General features: G+C 70.8%; 16 protein-coding genes. 8 read left to right on the forward strand and 8 right to left on the reverse strand.

From position 1 onward, the window contains the following. Positions 1-40: 40 nt before the first annotated feature. Together ispD and DEJ28_RS16105 are read right to left on the reverse strand one after the other, a co-directional pair. The gene (gene ispD, locus DEJ28_RS16100) at positions 41-1,294 is read right to left on the reverse strand and encodes a 2-C-methyl-D-erythritol 4-phosphate cytidylyltransferase (protein ID WP_258368024.1); all 1,254 of its coding nucleotides are present in this window, start codon (positions 1,292-1,294) and stop codon (positions 41-43) included. A gap of 51 nt (positions 1,295-1,345) precedes the next feature. After that, positions 1,346-1,828, reverse strand: a complete 483-nt coding sequence (locus DEJ28_RS16105) for a CarD family transcriptional regulator (RefSeq protein ID WP_017888066.1) — start codon at positions 1,826-1,828, stop codon at positions 1,346-1,348. Between the two features lie 144 nt (positions 1,829-1,972). Between DEJ28_RS16105 and DEJ28_RS16110 the strand changes: the two genes are divergently transcribed. Next, complete coding sequence (locus DEJ28_RS16110; protein WP_146248832.1) at positions 1,973-2,632, forward strand: hypothetical protein; 660 nt, start codon at positions 1,973-1,975, stop codon at positions 2,630-2,632. 162 nt (positions 2,633-2,794) lie between these two features. Here DEJ28_RS16110 and DEJ28_RS16115 read toward each other — a convergent pair whose 3' ends face one another. After that, positions 2,795-3,475 (reverse strand): response regulator, encoded by a 681-nt coding sequence (locus DEJ28_RS16115; RefSeq protein ID WP_111115322.1) that lies wholly within the window; start codon positions 3,473-3,475, stop codon positions 2,795-2,797. After that, entirely contained in the window at positions 3,472-4,638 is a 1,167-nt protein-coding gene (locus tag DEJ28_RS16120; RefSeq protein ID WP_111115323.1) for a sensor histidine kinase, read from the reverse strand. Before DEJ28_RS16120 ends, DEJ28_RS16115 begins: the two co-directional genes overlap by 4 nt. A gap of 156 nt (positions 4,639-4,794) precedes the next feature. Between DEJ28_RS16120 and phoU the strand changes: the two genes are divergently transcribed. Both phoU and DEJ28_RS16130 read left to right on the forward strand, forming a co-directional pair. Then, positions 4,795-5,463, forward strand: a complete 669-nt coding sequence (gene phoU, locus DEJ28_RS16125) for a phosphate signaling complex protein PhoU (RefSeq protein WP_111115324.1) — start codon at positions 4,795-4,797, stop codon at positions 5,461-5,463. A gap of 133 nt (positions 5,464-5,596) precedes the next feature. Continuing rightward, a complete protein-coding gene (locus tag DEJ28_RS16130) occupies positions 5,597-6,145 on the forward strand; it encodes a P-loop nucleotide/nucleoside kinase family protein (protein ID WP_111115325.1) in 549 nt (182 codons plus the stop codon). A 98-nt stretch (positions 6,146-6,243) separates the two neighbouring features. Here DEJ28_RS16130 and DEJ28_RS16135 read toward each other — a convergent pair whose 3' ends face one another. After that, the gene (locus tag DEJ28_RS16135; RefSeq protein WP_111115326.1) at positions 6,244-6,990 is read right to left on the reverse strand and encodes a phosphoglyceromutase; all 747 of its coding nucleotides are present in this window, start codon (positions 6,988-6,990) and stop codon (positions 6,244-6,246) included. A gap of 57 nt (positions 6,991-7,047) precedes the next feature. On the opposite strand from DEJ28_RS16135, the gene DEJ28_RS16140 reads away from it, so the two are divergent. After that, positions 7,048-7,821 (forward strand): class I SAM-dependent methyltransferase, encoded by a 774-nt coding sequence (locus tag DEJ28_RS16140; RefSeq protein ID WP_111115327.1) that lies wholly within the window; start codon positions 7,048-7,050, stop codon positions 7,819-7,821. A 128-nt stretch (positions 7,822-7,949) separates the two neighbouring features. Here the strand turns inward: DEJ28_RS16140 and ygfZ are convergent, their stop codons facing one another. The 3 genes from ygfZ to DEJ28_RS16155 all read right to left on the reverse strand — a co-directional run bounded on the left by ygfZ (position 7,950) and on the right by DEJ28_RS16155 (position 10,095). After that, positions 7,950-9,074, reverse strand: coding sequence for a CAF17-like 4Fe-4S cluster assembly/insertion protein YgfZ (gene ygfZ, locus DEJ28_RS16145; protein WP_111115328.1), 1,125 nt, complete (start codon positions 9,072-9,074; stop codon positions 7,950-7,952). Then, positions 9,074-9,676, reverse strand: coding sequence for a heme-binding beta-barrel domain-containing protein (locus tag DEJ28_RS16150; RefSeq protein ID WP_111115329.1), 603 nt, complete (start codon positions 9,674-9,676; stop codon positions 9,074-9,076). Before DEJ28_RS16150 ends, ygfZ begins: the two co-directional genes overlap by 1 nt. A 137-nt stretch (positions 9,677-9,813) precedes the next feature. After that, on the reverse strand, positions 9,814-10,095 hold the full coding sequence (locus DEJ28_RS16155; protein ID WP_146248833.1) for a hypothetical protein: 282 nt from the start codon (positions 10,093-10,095) through the stop codon (positions 9,814-9,816). Between the two features lie 182 nt (positions 10,096-10,277). On the opposite strand from DEJ28_RS16155, the gene DEJ28_RS16160 reads away from it, so the two are divergent. The 4 genes from DEJ28_RS16160 (at position 10,278) to DEJ28_RS16175 (ending at position 14,988) form a co-directional block, all read left to right on the forward strand. Further along, positions 10,278-10,961 carry a response regulator transcription factor gene (locus DEJ28_RS16160; RefSeq protein WP_111115331.1) on the forward strand — a complete coding sequence of 228 codons (684 nt, stop codon included), beginning with the start codon at positions 10,278-10,280 and terminating at the stop codon, positions 10,959-10,961. Between the two features lie 71 nt (positions 10,962-11,032). After that, a complete protein-coding gene (gene mshD, locus DEJ28_RS16165; RefSeq protein ID WP_181433684.1) occupies positions 11,033-11,788 on the forward strand; it encodes a mycothiol synthase in 756 nt (251 codons plus the stop codon). Positions 11,789-11,878: 90 nt separating this feature from the next. After that, positions 11,879-14,044 carry an RNA degradosome polyphosphate kinase gene (locus DEJ28_RS16170; protein ID WP_111115333.1) on the forward strand — a complete coding sequence of 722 codons (2,166 nt, stop codon included), beginning with the start codon at positions 11,879-11,881 and terminating at the stop codon, positions 14,042-14,044. Next, positions 14,041-14,988 (forward strand): NUDIX hydrolase, encoded by a 948-nt coding sequence (locus DEJ28_RS16175; RefSeq protein WP_111115334.1) that lies wholly within the window; start codon positions 14,041-14,043, stop codon positions 14,986-14,988. The genes DEJ28_RS16170 and DEJ28_RS16175 overlap by 4 nt, the downstream gene beginning before the upstream one ends. The last annotated feature ends 127 nt before the right edge of the window (positions 14,989-15,115 follow it).

Raw genomic sequence — 15,115 nt, forward strand, 5'->3', positions numbered from 1 at the left:
ACCGCAAGCCTAGGACGTCGCGCCGCTCGGGTGACGGACGTCAGACGGGTCGGACGACCGCCGTCGCGATCGCCGCGAGCCCGTCGCCCCGGCCGGTGAACCCGAGGCCGTCCGTCGTGGTGCCGGACACCGCCACCGGCGCGCCGACGACCGCGGCCAGAGCGTCCTGCATCTCGGTGCGCCGTGCACCGATGCGGGGTCGGTTCCCGATGACCTGCACGGTCACCGACGACGGCGCGAGTCCCGCTTCGGCCAGCAGTGCGACGGCCCCCCGGAGGAACACGTCACCCGTGGCGCCGGCGTACGCGGGATCGGAGGTGCCGAACCGGCCGCCGATGTCGCCGAGTGCGCCGGCGGAGAGCAGGGCGTCGCACACCGCGTGCGCGACAGCGTCCCCGTCGCTGTGCCCGGACAGGCCGGGCTCGCCCGGGAAGTCGAGCAGCCCCACCCGGCAGGGCGAGGCGACGTCGAACGCGTGCACGTCCACGCCGAGCCCGAACCGCAGGCCCCCGTCCGCGCCGGGCGCCGGCACGCCGCCGTCCGCGCCGGGCGCAGGCACGCCCCCGTCCGTGCCGCCGCGCGACCGCACGATCGACTCCGCCCGCCCCAGGTCCCACGGCGTGGTGATCTTGAACGCATCGGCGTCGCCCGGGACGGACCGCACCGTGCCACCGGCGGCCTGGAACACCCCGGCGTCGTCGGTCTCGGCCTGCTCGGACACCTCGTACGCACGCCGCAGCGCAGCGAGCGGGAACCCCTGCGGCGTCTGCACCCCGACGAGGGCCGCACGGTCCACCGTCTCGACGACGACGTCCCCCTCGACGCGCTTGATCGTGTCGGTCACGGGCAGCGCGGGCACGAACCCGGCACCGTCACCGTCGGCCACCGCGTCGAACACCCGGGAGAACTGCGCAGCGGGCGTGAGGCACCGCGCCGCGTCGTGCACCAGCACCGCGGTGACGGAGTCCGGCAGGACGGCCAGGCCGGCCTCGACCGACCCGTGGCGATCCGCGCCTCCGGGGACGACGGCCGTGTACGCGACCGCAGCACCCGCGACGGACGCGACCAGCGCACGACACTCGTCCACCAGGGACGCGGGGGCGACCACGACGACCAGCGTCGGGGCCGGGAGCGTGAAGAGGGGCTCGAGCGCACGCGCGAGCATGAGCGAGCCCGCGACCGGCACGAACGCCTTCGCGGTGCCGATCCCGAGCCGTGTGCCGGAACCGGCCGCAACGACGACGACCGCACGGTCCACCCCGGAGGGGAACCGTGCGGTCGTCGTGTCTGCCACGCTCAGTGCTGCAGCGGGCTCAGGGTCCAGCGGGCTCAGGGTTCAGCCAGCTCAGGAGGCCAAGACCTCGTCGAGGACGGTCGATGCCTTGTCCTCGTCCGTCTTCTCGGCCAGCGCGAGTTCGGAGATGAGGATCTGCCGCGCCTTGGCGAGCATCCGCTTCTCCCCCGCGGACAGGCCGCGGTCCTGATCGCGCCGCCAGAGGTCGCGGACGACCTCGGATACCTTGATGACGTCACCGGAAGCGAGCTTCTCGAGGTTCGCCTTGTACCGACGCGACCAGTTCGTGGGCTCCTCGGTGAAGGGGGCCCGCAGGACCTCGAACACCTTGTCGAGCCCTTCCTTGCCGATCACGTCGCGGACTCCGACCAGGTCGACGTTGTCCGCCGGCACCTCGATCGTCAGGTCACCCTGGGTGACCCGCAACTTCAGGTAGACCTTTTCCTCGCCCTTGATGACGCGCGTCTTCACTTCAGAGATGGTTGCCGCCCCGTGATGGGGGTAGACCACGGTCTCGCCGACCTCGAATTGCATGTATCAGGCTCCGTTCCGAGACACCCAGTTTACCACAAGCGGAATTGGGGTAAGGGGCACCTAACCACGACGGCTCCCAGGTGCTCGCTAGGATGGTGGAGTTCGGACCATCCGGTCCACATCGTGATCTTCCGGAGGAATCTCTTGCGAGCTCGGGTACTCGTGTCCGTCGCCGTTGCGGCAACCATCGCGCTCGGCGCCACCGGGTGCGAGTTCATGTCGCCCGCCCAGACCACGGAGATCAAGCAGATCACCGACGGCGTGGACGTCTCGACGGGCAAGATCGCCGTCCGCAACGCGCTGCTCATCTCGGACGACGGGGACAGCGCGCGCTTCATCGGCACCCTCGTGAACACCGCCGAGAAGGACGACATCACCGTCTCGATCGAGGTCGGTGGCGCCACCCAGACCGTCGAGGTCCCGGCGAACACGCACGTCGACCTCGCGATGTCCTCCGACGTCTCCGCCGAGGGCGCGACCGAGGACCAGGGCTCGACCACGCAGGGCACCGAGGCCGGCACGGGCACCGACGTCGTCTTCGACAACGCGGACGCCAAGCCCGGTTCGCTCGTCAAGGTGTACTTCTCGTACTCCGGCGCCGAGGGCGTCTCCGCCAGCGTTCCGGTGCTCACCAGCGCGCAGGAGGAGTACCAGACCCTCGCGCCGACGCCGACCCCGACCAGCACCTCGACCTCGCCGTCGAACAGCGGCACGCAGCCGACCGGTGACGCGACCGCCCCGGGCACGCAGCCCGGCGACTCGCAGACCGACTCGTCCAGCGGCGACGAGGGAACGAACGGCTAGTCGACACCGCGCTGGTCGACACCGCGCGAGTCGACACCGACGCAACGCACTGGAGGCCCGGTGCAGGTCCACGGGACCTGCACCGGGCCTCCAGTCGGTTGCGTCCAGGGCCGCGCCTGCGGGACGGGACACCGCGCGTCCGCCAGGCGCGACGCCGGGCGCTCAGCCCTCGATGCGGTAGCCGAGCCCCCGGACGGTCACCAGGATCTCCGGGGCGCTCGGCACGCGCTCGATCTTCGAGCGGATGCGCTTGATGTGCACGTCGAGGGTCTTCGTGTCGCCGAAGTAGTCCGACCCCCAGACCCGGTCGATGAGCTGCCCACGGGTGAGCACGCGTCCGGCGTTCCGGAGCAGCAGCTCGAGGAGCTCGAACTCCTTGAGGGGCATCGGTGTCTCCGAGCCGTCCACGGCCACGGTGTGGCGCTCGACGTCCATCCGGATCCCGCCGACCTGCAGGATGCCGCTGTCCGCCGGGTCGTCCTCGGTGCGGCGGCGGAGCACGGCACGGATGCGGGCGAGGAGTTCCCGCGTGGAGTACGGCTTCGTCACGTAGTCGTCGGCGCCGAGCTCGAGCCCGACGACGATGTCCACCTCGGAGTCCTTCGCCGTCAGCATGATGATCGGGATGTTCGACCGGGTGCGGATCTGTCGGCACACCTCGGTGCCGGAGAGCCCCGGCAGCATGAGGTCGAGGAGCACCAGGTCGGGGTTCTCCGCGTCGAACTTCGACAGCGCGGTCACGCCGTCCGCAGCGACGGAGGTCTCGTACCCCTCGCGCTGCAGCAGGAACTCCAGGGGCTCGCTCAGGGCCGGCTCGTCGTCGACGATGAGGATCTTGGTCACGATTGCTGCTCTTCCAGTTGCTCTTCGAGTGCGGTGGTCAGTTCGGTGTCCGCCTCGGGGAGACGGATGGTGAAGGTCGAGCCCTTCCCGGGCTGCGACCAGACGCGGACGTCGCCGCCGTGGTTGTTCACCACGTGCTTCACGATCGCGAGTCCCAGGCCGGTGCCGCCGGTGGCCCGGGACCGAGCGGGGTCGACGCGGTAGAAGCGTTCGAACACCCGGTCGAGGTCCGCCTCGGGGATGCCGACGCCCTGGTCGGTCACGGCGATCTCGACGAAGCCCTTGGACGAGCGGACCCCGACGCCGACGCGGGTGTGGTCCGGGGAGTACTTGACGGCGTTCGCGATGAGGTTCGACACCGCGATCTGCAGGAGCCCCGGGTCGCCCATCACCCGGAGCTTCGACTTCTTCGCGCGGACCAGTTCGATGTCTCGAGCGCGGGCGACGATCTCGTTCGTGTCGACGGCTGCCTGCACGATGCGGTCGATCGAGGTCTCCTCGCTGTTCTCCAGCGTGTCGACGGACTGCAGCCGGGAGAGTTCGATGATGTCCTTCGTCAGGGCAGCCAGCCGCTCGGACTCGGTGACGAGCTGCGCGGCGAACTTCCGGACGTGCTGCGGCTCGTCCGCGGCGGCGACGAGGGTCTCGGAGAGGAGCCCGATGGCTCCGATCGGGGTCCGCAGCTCGTGGGAGATGTTCGCCACGAAGTCGCGCCGGACCTCGTCGATGCGCCGGCTCTCGGTGAGGTCGTCCGCGGTGACGAGGACGTAGCGGTTGCCGAGCTGCGCAGCGCGGAAGCTGAGGTAGCCGATGAGTTCGCCGCGACGGCCACGGGGCAGTTCGAGGTCCTCTGACCCCATCTCCCCGCTCCGCCGCACCCGGTCCACGAGGTCGGCGAGCTCCTGGTGCACGAGCTTCCGCCGCACCACCAGGCCGACCGTGAGCGCCTGCGGCGACGCGGCGACGACGGTGTTCGACGGGTCGACCACCACGGCCGGGTTGTGCATCGTGGCGATGACCGCGGCAACGCCGTCCGGAAGGGTGCGTTCCGCCACGTCGGCGGCACGGGCCGTGCGCTCGGCGGTGATGATCAGCACCACGACGCCCGCGCCGAAGACCCCGCCGAGGAGCATCGACAGTGGCACGAGCCACGCGTTGTCCATGCCGTCAGTGTAGGGATGGTCACGCGGGGTTCGAGGCCCGTTCACCCCCGTTCGCGGCGGTTCGGGCTCCGGATCGCGAAGCGTTCAGCCGCACGTCACCGTTCGTTCACCTGGGCTGACGACACTCGACCGGTACGCAGAGAGAGGTACTCCCCCATGCGCGAAGTCTTCCAGCAGGAACTCCAGGACGTCCAGGAGCGACTGACCGAGATCGCCGGGCTCGTCGAGTCCGCCATCACCCGTGCCACCCAGGCCTTCAGCGACTCCGACGTCGCCCTCGCCGAGGAGGTGATCGCCGACGACGCCAAGATCGACGCGGCCGCGAACAGCCTCGACGAGATCGCGATCGACATCCTGGCGCGCCAGGCTCCCGTCGCCCGCGACCTCCGGGTCGTCGTCACCGCCCTCCGCGTGAGCTCCTCGCTCGAGCGCATGGGCGACATGGCCGAGCACATCGCGCAGCTCGCCCGCCAGCGCTTCCCCGAGAAGGTCGTGCCGAAGGGCCTCCGCGGGACGTTCAAGCAGATGGGCGCGCACGACGTCGCGATGTCCCAGAAGCTCACGCGCCTGCTCGCCACCGAGGACATCGCCCTCTCCGCGGAGATCCGCGACGAGGACGACGCCGTCGACGAGCTGCACGCGAGCGTGTTCGACTTCGTGCTCGGCGAGACGTGGAAGGGCAACCCGATCGACACCGTCGACGCGACCCTCGCCTCCCGCTACCACGAGCGCTTCGCCGACCACGCGGTCTCGATCGCGAAGAAGGTCGAGTACCTCGCCACGGGTGACTGGACCGGCGCGTCCACCTCGACCGCGGCCGTCTGACACCGGGCTCGGATCGAGCCCGCACAACCAAAGTCTCCTCGCGCCACGGATCGCCGTGGTTCGGGGAGACTTTCGTTGTGCGCAGCGCGGCCGCGCGGCACTTCGCGCCGGTGACGTCTGCGAGGATCGTGGAATGGCTCAGGTCGCGATCATCGTCAACGGGATGCCCGGTTCGGGCAAGAGCACGATCGGTGCCGCCCTCGCCGAGGTGCTCGGCTGCCCCTTCCTGTCGAAGGACCGGATCAAGGAACCCCTGGCAGACATCGTCGGGCCGATGATCGCGTCGCGGCCGCTCGGCGGGATCGCGATGGACACCGTGTGGGCGATGGCCGGCGCGGTCGAGAACGGGGTCGTCCTCGACGCCGTCTGGCTCCCGTCGCGGGACCGTGACCTCCTGGAGGCGCGGCTCGCCTCCGCAGGGTCGCCTCGCGCCGTCGAGGTGTGGTGCCACGTCGACCGAGCGACCGCCGATGAACGGCTGCGGGACCGCTACGACCCGGGCACGGTGCCGACGCGGCACGAGGTGCACGGCGACCTCGCCGGCGTCCTCGCCTTCTGGGACGAGCACGGCTCGGCGGCAGGGCCGATCGGGCTGCCCGGTGTCCCGGTCGTGCACGTCGACACGACGAAGCCGTACGACGTCGGGGCGCTCGTGCAGGAGATCGCCTCGCACTTCGTCTGACCCGCCGGCCTGACACGGCACGACGGCACGACGTCACCACGGCACGACGAAGGCCGCAGCCCCGTGGGACTGCGGCCTCCGTCGTGTGCGGAGCGTCGCTACTTCTTCGCGCCCTGGGCAGCGACCGCGGCGGCACCGGCGGCGGCAGCCTCGGGGTCGAGGTAGTACGCGGGCTTCGTCGGGCGGAACTCGTCGTCGAGTTCGTACACCAGCGGGATGCCCGTCGGGATGTTGAGCCCGGCGATGTCGTCGTCGGAGATGCCGTCGAGGTGCTTCACGAGCGCGCGCAGCGAGTTGCCGTGCGCCGTGACGAGGACGGTCTTGCCCGCGCCGAGGTCCTTCGTGATGTCCGACTCCCAGTACGGCAGAAGACGGTCGATCACGAGCTTGAGGGACTCGGTGCGCGGCAGGCCGTCACCGAGGTCCGCGTAGCGGCGGTCGCCGAACTGCGACCACTCGGCGTCGTCGGCGATGGGGGGCGGCGGCACGTCGAACGAGCGACGCCACTCCATGAACTGCTGCTCGCCGTACTGTTCGAGCGTCTGCGCCTTGTCCTTGCCCTGCAGGTCGCCGTAGTGCCGCTCGTTGAGGCGCCAGTCGCGCTTGACGGGCAGCCAGGCCAGGTCCGCCTCGAGCAGGGCGATGTCCGCCGTCTGGATCGCGCGGGTGAGGAGCGAGGTGTACAGGACGTCCGGGACGATGCCCGACTCGCTGATGAGCTCGCCGGCGCGCTTCGCCTCCTTCTCGCCCAGTTCGCTGAGTCGGACGTCGACCCAACCGGTGAACAGGTTCTTCTGGTTCCAGTCACTGTTGCCGTGACGGAGCAGGACGAGCGTGGAGGTCATGGCCGAAAGTCTACCGAGCGCCGTGAGGCCCGTTCCGAGGCCCGTACGCTGGTCGGCATGCCCATCGGGAACGTGACGCGCGGGACGACCGGGTACAACCGGCTCCGCCGGGTCGACCGGTGGATCGCCGCGCTGCCGGCCCTTCGGCGGACGTCCGACCCGCTCGTGGCCGACGTCGGGTACGGGGCACGGCCGACCACGACGCTCGAGCTCCGGGACCGCCTGGCCCGGATCCGTCCCGACGTCGAGGTCACCGGCATCGAGATCGAACCGGCACGCGTCGCGCTCGCGAACGCCGGCACCCGTGACGGTGTGACGTTCCGGCTCGGCGGCTTCGAGACCCCGACGCCCGGTGGCCGTCGGCCCGTCGTGATCCGGGCCTTCAACGTCCTGCGGCAGTACGACGAGTCGGCTGTGACGGCGTCGTGGCGGATCATGCAGGACCGGCTCCAGCCCGGTGGCGCGCTCGTCGAGGGGACCTGCAACGAGGTCGGACGGGTGGCGTCGTGGGTGACGCTCGACGAGCACGCGCCGCACACCTTCACGGTGTCGCTCCGACTCGCCGGCCTCGACGTCCCGAGCATCGTCGCGGAACGCCTGCCGAAAGCCCTCATCCACCGCAACGTCCCGGGCGAGCGGGTGCACGCGTTCCTGCGCGACCTCGACCTGGCGTGGGCGGTCGCGGCGCCGCTCGGCACGTACGGGCCCCGGCAGCGGTGGATCGCGACGGTACGGGGGATGCGCGATCGCGGCTGGCCGGTGCTGCACGGCGTGACGCGCTGGCGGCTCGGCGAGCTCAGCGTCCCGTGGTCCGCGGTCGCCCCGGCCTGACCGGACGGCCGACCACCGAGACTCGGCGCGGCGGACAGTTTCGCGGACGACACCGCGCGAAACCGTCCGCGGAGCCGAGACTCGGCCCGGCGGCCCGACGCCGGGCGTCCGCCGGCCCGGCGGACCGGCTACGAGCGGCGGACCGCCCCGAGCCGCGGCAGGCGCGGCACGTTCGCGGTGGCGCCGGCCTCCGGCGGGACGATGGTCTCCTGCGTCGCGGTCACGACCACGTCGTCGGCGGTGAGCGTCAGCGTCGCGGCGGGGTCGAGGGAGCGCTTCACGATCGCGAGCCCGATCGGCCCGAGCTCGTGGTGCACGGCCGAGGCCGCGAGGCGCCCGACCTCTTTCTCGTCGAGCACGACGGGGGTGCCCGGCGCGGGGAGCACGGCGTCGGAGCCGTCCAGGTGCAGCATCACCACGCGGCGCGGCGGGTGCCCGAGGTTGTGGACCTTCGCCACGGTCTCCTGCCCGCGGTAGCAGCCCTTCGACAGGTGCACGGCGGATCGGAGCCAGTCGAGCTCGTGCGGGATCGTCCGCTCGTCGACGTCGGACAGTGCCGGGCGCCAGGCGGCGATCCGCAGGGCCTCGTAGGCCAGGAGTCCCGCGGCGGGTTCGTCCGACACAGCGATCGCGGCCGAGGTTCCGGGCGTGACCACCGCGATGCGGAGGGTCCAGTCGGAGCCGGGATGGGCCTCCAGGGCGGCGTAGCCCCATCCACCGGGCGTGACGGACGACCAGGGGTCGACCCACTCGGCGAGTGGCGTGTCCGGCAGGTCGACGGCTGCGAACGGTGCGGATGCGCCGAACCAGCCGATCGTCGTGAGCTCGGCGGAGCGGTCGGCGACCTCGACGCGGAGCATGAAGCGCATCGACGACAGCCACGCGGCGAGCGGTGCTGCGTCGGCGGGCTCGGTGAGGAGCCAGGTGACCTCGCCGTCGTCGACGACGCGGGCCGCGTGCTCGACGCGACCGGACTGGTCGAGGACGAGCGTCTCGGTCGACACGCCGGGCGCGAGCCCGAGCAGGAGTTGCGACGTGATCGAGTTGAGCCACGAGAGCCGGTCCGGTCCGGAGACCGTCACGACGCCGAGGCCGAGCTCGACGACGGCACGACCGCGGGCGAGCAGGCGCTGCTCGCCGAGCGGGTTGCCGAAGTGCGCCGCGGGTGCGGTCGGCGCCTCGGACGACGCGACGAACCCGTCACGCGACACGAAAACAGAAGCAGAAGCAGAAGCAGAAGCAGGCGATGTCATCAGTCGACCTTCGCGAGCTGCCCCGAGGCGTGCGAGGTGAGCTCCTTGCCGAGCGCGGCGATGTCCCAGGCCCAGAAGAGCTTGCTCTCGACCAGGCCGTACAGGCGGGTGGCGGCCGAGTAGTCCTTCGCGTTCGGCGAGCGCATCACGGCGTCCGTCGCCAGGTCGATCCGGCCCTTGCGGACCCGCCCGACGTAGAGCTCGTTCACGCCCGTCGGGTGGATGATCGCCGCCTCGACGTCGAAGCCGTCGGTGGTGTTCCGGAGCGCTTCGACGCTCTCGACCGTGCTGAACGGGGTCGGCCCCTCGCCGAGCAGCATGGCCGGGCCACGGTCACCGGGCTCGGACGGCCGGTCGATGCGCCAGTAGCCCATCTCGGCCGCCAGCGGGGTGTGCTCGTCGTCGAGCAGCCACGTCGTGGACGAGTAGTTGAGGTAGGGCAGACCGTCGTGGCTGAAGCTCACGCGCTGCCCGAACTCGTAGTTGCGCGGTTCCTCTTCGTCGCCCACGGGGTACTCGACGACGCCGGTGCCTTCCCACACGCCGACGAGCCAGGACAGCGGGACGAGTTCCGGGGCGAGACCCTCGGGCAGTTCGATCAACGCTGACCCTTGAACAGCTTCACGACGACGGTCACCGAGACGAACGCGATCGCGAGCGACGCCAGGCCGAGGAGGCCGACGTAGAAGAGCTCGAGCGCAAGCAGCGAATCCATGCTGCGGAGTCTACGCGGGACGGCTCAACGCGCCAGCAACAGCACCGCGGTGACGAGCACGACGACGAACGCCCCCGACGACGCGATGCTGATCCGTTCCACCAGCCCGTCCTTCGTCGCCGTGATGAGCTGCAGCACGAAGCTGACGAGCACGCAGAGCACGAAGACGAGCAGCAGCCAGGCGAAGGAGTCCTTCTGCGTGAGCGTCAGGACCAGCACGGCACCGACGACCGCGAGCAGCCAGACCGGCAGCACGGACGTCAGCCTGAGGCGACGCTGGTCGGTGGGCGGCACGGGCTCGGTCACGCGCTCCATCATGACAGGAGCACGTCGGTCGCGCCTCGCCGTGCGCCGGCGCGCAGGTCCGGGCCGTCCGCCGGGCCCGGTCCCGACCGTCCGGCGGGCCCGGTCCCGACCGTCCGGTCGGAGAGGTACTTCCCGAGCATCACTAGGATGTGTGCACGACTCCCCCACGCCCTGGAGGTCCTGTGGCCCAGCTCCTGGTACTCACCTCAGCCGCGCCCGGCGACGTCCTGCCGAGCCTCGGGCTGCTGAGCCACCGGATCCGCCACGTGGCCGCCGAGGCCGCACAGCTGGTCAACGCGCCGCAGAGCGACCTCATGTTCGTGGACGCCCGGACCGACCTGGCCAGCGCCAAGGCCCTCTGCAAGATCCTCGCGACGAGCGGGTCGACCACGCCGATCATCCTCGTCGTCACCGAGGGCGGCCTCACCGCGGTGAACAGCGAGTGGAACGTCGACGACGTCGTGCTCGAGTCCGCCGGCCCCGCCGAGGTCGATGCGCGCATCCGCCTGAGCGCCGGTCGCGCCGCGAAGAACCAGACGGGGTCGAAGATCCACGCCTCCGGTGTCGTCATCGACGAGGCGAGCTACTCCGCGAAGGTCCGCGGCCGGCCGCTCGACCTCACCTTCAAGGAGTTCGAACTCCTCCGCTTCTTCGCCACGCACCCGTCGCGGGTGTTCACGCGCGAGCAGCTGCTCAGCGAGGTCTGGGGCTACGACTACTTCGGCGGCACCCGGACCGTCGACGTGCACGTGCGGCGGTTGCGGGCGAAGCTCGGGGACCTCGAGTCGCTCATCGGCACGGTCCGCAACGTCGGGTACCGCTTCAACGTCTACGACGACGACGCCGACCGGCTCTCGGCCCAGTAGTGGTCGTCGCGCTCGACCGGTTCGCCGTCCCGGGTGAGCCCCGCCCATTCTCCGACCAGACACTGGTCGACGTGCGCGCGGGTCGCGCCGCCGTCGTCGGGGACCAGCGCGGGGTCGCCGTGGTGCGCGACGGCGAACTCGAACTGGTGGTCGGCCTGGAGGAACGGGGCCGCGGCCTCGGAACCGCCCTCGTCACGCGGGTGCTCGGCCGGGGCGCCGGGGCCGCCCCCGTGGTGTCGTCCGCCCCGGCGCCCCGGTTGGCGTGGGCGCACGGTGACCACCCCGCTGCCCGAGCCCTCGCGGCACGGTTCGGTTGGACGGTCGCCCGCACGCTGCTGCAGCTCCGGGCACCGATCGCGCCCGTCGCACCCGACCCCGCCGTGCCGGCCGGGTACTCCCTTTCCTCGTTCCGCGCGGGCGACCCCGGCGACGAGGCCGACTGGCTCGCGCTCAACGCCGCCGCGTTCGCCCACCACCCGGAGCAGGGCCGGATGACGCTCGACGACCTCCGCGCCCGCGAAGCCGACGACTGGTTCTCCGGCGACGACCTGCTGCTGCTCCGCGACGAGGCCGGCGCGCTCGCGGGGTCGTGCTGGCTCAAGGTCGAGGGCGACGTCGGCGAGTTCTACGCCGTTGCGGTGCGCCCGGACCTGCAGGGGCAGAGGCTCGGGGGCGTGCTCATGCGTGCGGGGACGGCCCGGCTGACCGGCCGTGGACTCGCCGCCGCGGCGCTCTACGTCGAGGGCGACAACGCGCCCGCGCTGGCGCTCTACCGCAGGGCGGGGTTCGAGCAGCACGCGATCGACGTCCAGTACGCCGCTCCCTGACGCTCCTCCACACCGCGTCGTTCACCCCCGGTTTCCACAGGGTCCACCTGGCGAACTCCGACCGCAGGGACCGGGTGGCAGGATGAGGGCATGGACACCGAACCGCAGCTCGACGGCGAATCCGTCGCACCGGACCTCGACGACTTCGACGAGGTCGTCGAGATCGAGCACGAGTCGCTGCCGACGGACCGCTACTTCGACCGCGAACTCAGCTGGCTCCGGTTCAACCAGCGGGTGCTCGAGCTGGGCGAGGACCGCACGCAGCCCATCCTCGAGCGGGCGAACTTCCTGGCGATCTTCGCGTCCAACCTCGACGAGTTCTTCATGGTCCGGGTCGCCGGGCTGAAGCGCCGCATCGACACCGGCATCGCCGTCCCGACGAACGTCGGCCGCGCCCCGTCCGACGTGCTGCGCGACATCGCGAAGAAGGCGCACGAGCTGCAGGACCGCCATGCGCAGGCCTTCATCGGGTCGCTCAAGCCGGACCTCGACGCCGCCGGCATCCACATCGAGCACTGGTCCGACCTCGACGAGGCCGACCGGCTCCGGATGCGCGAGTACTTCAACGAGCAGATCTTCCCGGTCCTCATGCCCCTCGCGGTGGACCCGGCGCACCCGTTCCCGTACATCTCCGGGCTGTCGCTCAACCTCGCGGTGCGGGTGCGGAACCCGAAGTCCCAGCGGCAGGAGTTCGCGCGCCTCAAGGTGCCGCAGAACTTCTCGCGCTTCATCAAGCTGCCGGACGACAACTCCGGACGCATGCGGTTCATCCCGCTCGAGGACCTCATCGCGAACCACCTCGACGACCTGTTCCCGGGGATGGAGGTGCTCGAGCACCACGTGTTCCGGGTCACCCGCAACGAGGACGTCGAGATCGAGGAGGACGAGGCCGAGAACCTCATCCAGGCCCTCGAACGCGAACTGCTCCGCCGCCGCTTCGGTCCGCCGATCCGCCTCGAGATCACCGAGGACATGGACCCGGTGACGCTCGACCTGCTCGTCCGCGAGCTCGACATCACCGAGCAGGAGGTCTTCCGTCTGCCGTCGCCGCTCGACCTCGGCGGCCTGTTCGAGATCTCGAAGATCGCACGGCCCGACCTGCACTACCCGAAGCACGTGCCGACCACTCCGGTCCAGTTCCAGCCGGGCGAGCCGAACACGAAGCCCGACCTCTTCCGCGCGATCGCGGCGAAGGACGTGCTCGTGCACCACCCGTACGAGTCCTTCGCGACGAGCGTGCAGGCCTTCCTCGAGCAGGCCGCCGCCGACCCGCACGTGCTCGCGATCAAGCAGACGCTGTACCGCACCTCGGGCGACAGCCCCATCGTCGAGGCCCTCATCGACGCGGCTGCCGCGGGCAAGCAGGTCCTCGCGCTCGTCGAGATCAAGGCGCGCTTCGACGAGCAGAACAACATCGGGTGGGCCCGCAAGCTCGAGAAGGCCGGCGTGCACGTGGTCTACGGCCTCGTCGGGCTGAAGACGCACTCGAAACTGGTGCTCGTCATCCGGCAGGAAGGCGGCACGCTCAAGCACTACAGCCACATCGGCACGGGCAACTACAACCCCAAGACCTCGCGCATCTACGAGGACATGGGCCTCTTCACGTCCGACGACACGGTCGGCAAGGACCTCACGCGGCTCTTCAACGAGCTGTCCGGGTACGCGATCGAGAAGAAGTTCAAGCGCCTCCTCGTCGCACCGCTGCACCTCCGCAAGGGGCTGCTCAAGCGGATCCAGACCGAGGCGGACCACGCCCGGGCCGGCCGGCCCTCCGGGATCCGCATCAAGGTCAACTCGATGGTGGACGAGCAGATCATCGACGCGCTCTACCTGGCGAGTCAGGCCGGGGTGCCGATCGACATCTGGGTGCGCGGCATCTGCTCGCTGAAGCCCGGGATGGAAGGCGTCAGCGACACGATCCGGGTCCGGAGCGTCGTGGGCCGGTACCTCGAGCACTCCCGTGCGTTCGCGTTCCACAACGACGGCGACCCCGCCGTGTTCATCGGCTCGGCGGACATGATGCACCGGAACCTCGACCGTCGCGTCGAGGCCCTCGTGCGGTTGTCCGACCCCAACCACGTGAACGAGGTCCAGGAGATGTTCGACCTCGCGATGGCCGACACCACGAGCTCGTGGCACCTCGAGTCCGACGGCGAGTGGACGCGCCGGTCGACCGACGACGACGGACGCCCGCTCGACGACGTGCAGAATGTCCTCATGCGGAAGATCTCGGCACGGAAGCGCTCCACTCGGTGAGCGGCGGCTCCTCAGGGCCGGTCGTCGCAGCGGGGGCCGTGGTGTGGCGTGAACAGGACGGCGTCCCGCTCGTCCTGCTCGTGCACCGCGACCACCACAAGGACGTCTCGTTCCCGAAGGGCAAGGTCGACCCGGGCGAGAGCGTCCCGACCACTGCCGTCCGCGAGATCGACGAGGAGACCGGGTACCGCGTGCACCTCGGCGCTCCCCTCGGCACCGCCGAGTACGTGCTGCCGAGCGGTCGCGACAAGGTCGTGCACTACTGGGCGGCCCGGGTCTCCGCGAAGGAGCACGAGCGCGCCGGCACGTTCCGTCCGAACGACGAGGTCGCCGCGATCGAGTGGGTCACCCTCGACGACGCCCGCGGCCGACTGACGTACGAGCGCGACGTGGCGATCCTCGACCGGTTCGCCGAGCGCGTCGCCGCCGGGGAGCACCGCACCTTCGCGCTCATCGCACTGCGGCACGCCAAGACGGTGCCCGCCTCGGACTGGGACGGCCCCGACGCCACCCGGCCGCTCCTGCCGGTCGGGCGATCGCAGGCGAAGGCCGTCGCGTCGCCGATCGCGGCGTTCGGCCCGAAGAAGATCCTCAGCAGCACGGCGGCACGGTGCCTCGCGACCGTCGAACCGCTGTCGGCCCGGATGAAGCTCGGGGTGTCCAGCACGCCGGACATCAGCCAGGACGCCCACGACCGGGGTGCCGCGAACGTCAAGGGCGTCGTGCAGAAGCGCCTCGAGAAGGCGAAGTCGACCGTCCTCTGCTCGCACGGCCCCGTGTTGCCGGACATCATCGCCCGCATCGCCACCGCGACCGCCGACGACAGCGGGCGGTTCGACCTCCGTCGTGCCGCCATGCTCTCGGTCGGCGACTTCGCGGTCATGCACATCGCCGACGGGCGGCTCGTGGCCGTGGAGACGCACCGCAACACCGTCTCGTCGTAGGCCGACGTCGGCGAGGCGAGCCGCGCCTCCAGGCCCGCGCAGCGCCGCGCACACGACCCTGACGCGCCCACCGGGCGTATGCGTCTGCATGCTCCTGTGCAGTGCACGACGTTCCCGATCCTGCACC

The sequence above is a fragment of the Curtobacterium sp. MCPF17_002 genome (assembly GCF_003234115.2).
Lineage (GTDB): Bacteria > Actinomycetota > Actinomycetes > Actinomycetales > Microbacteriaceae > Curtobacterium.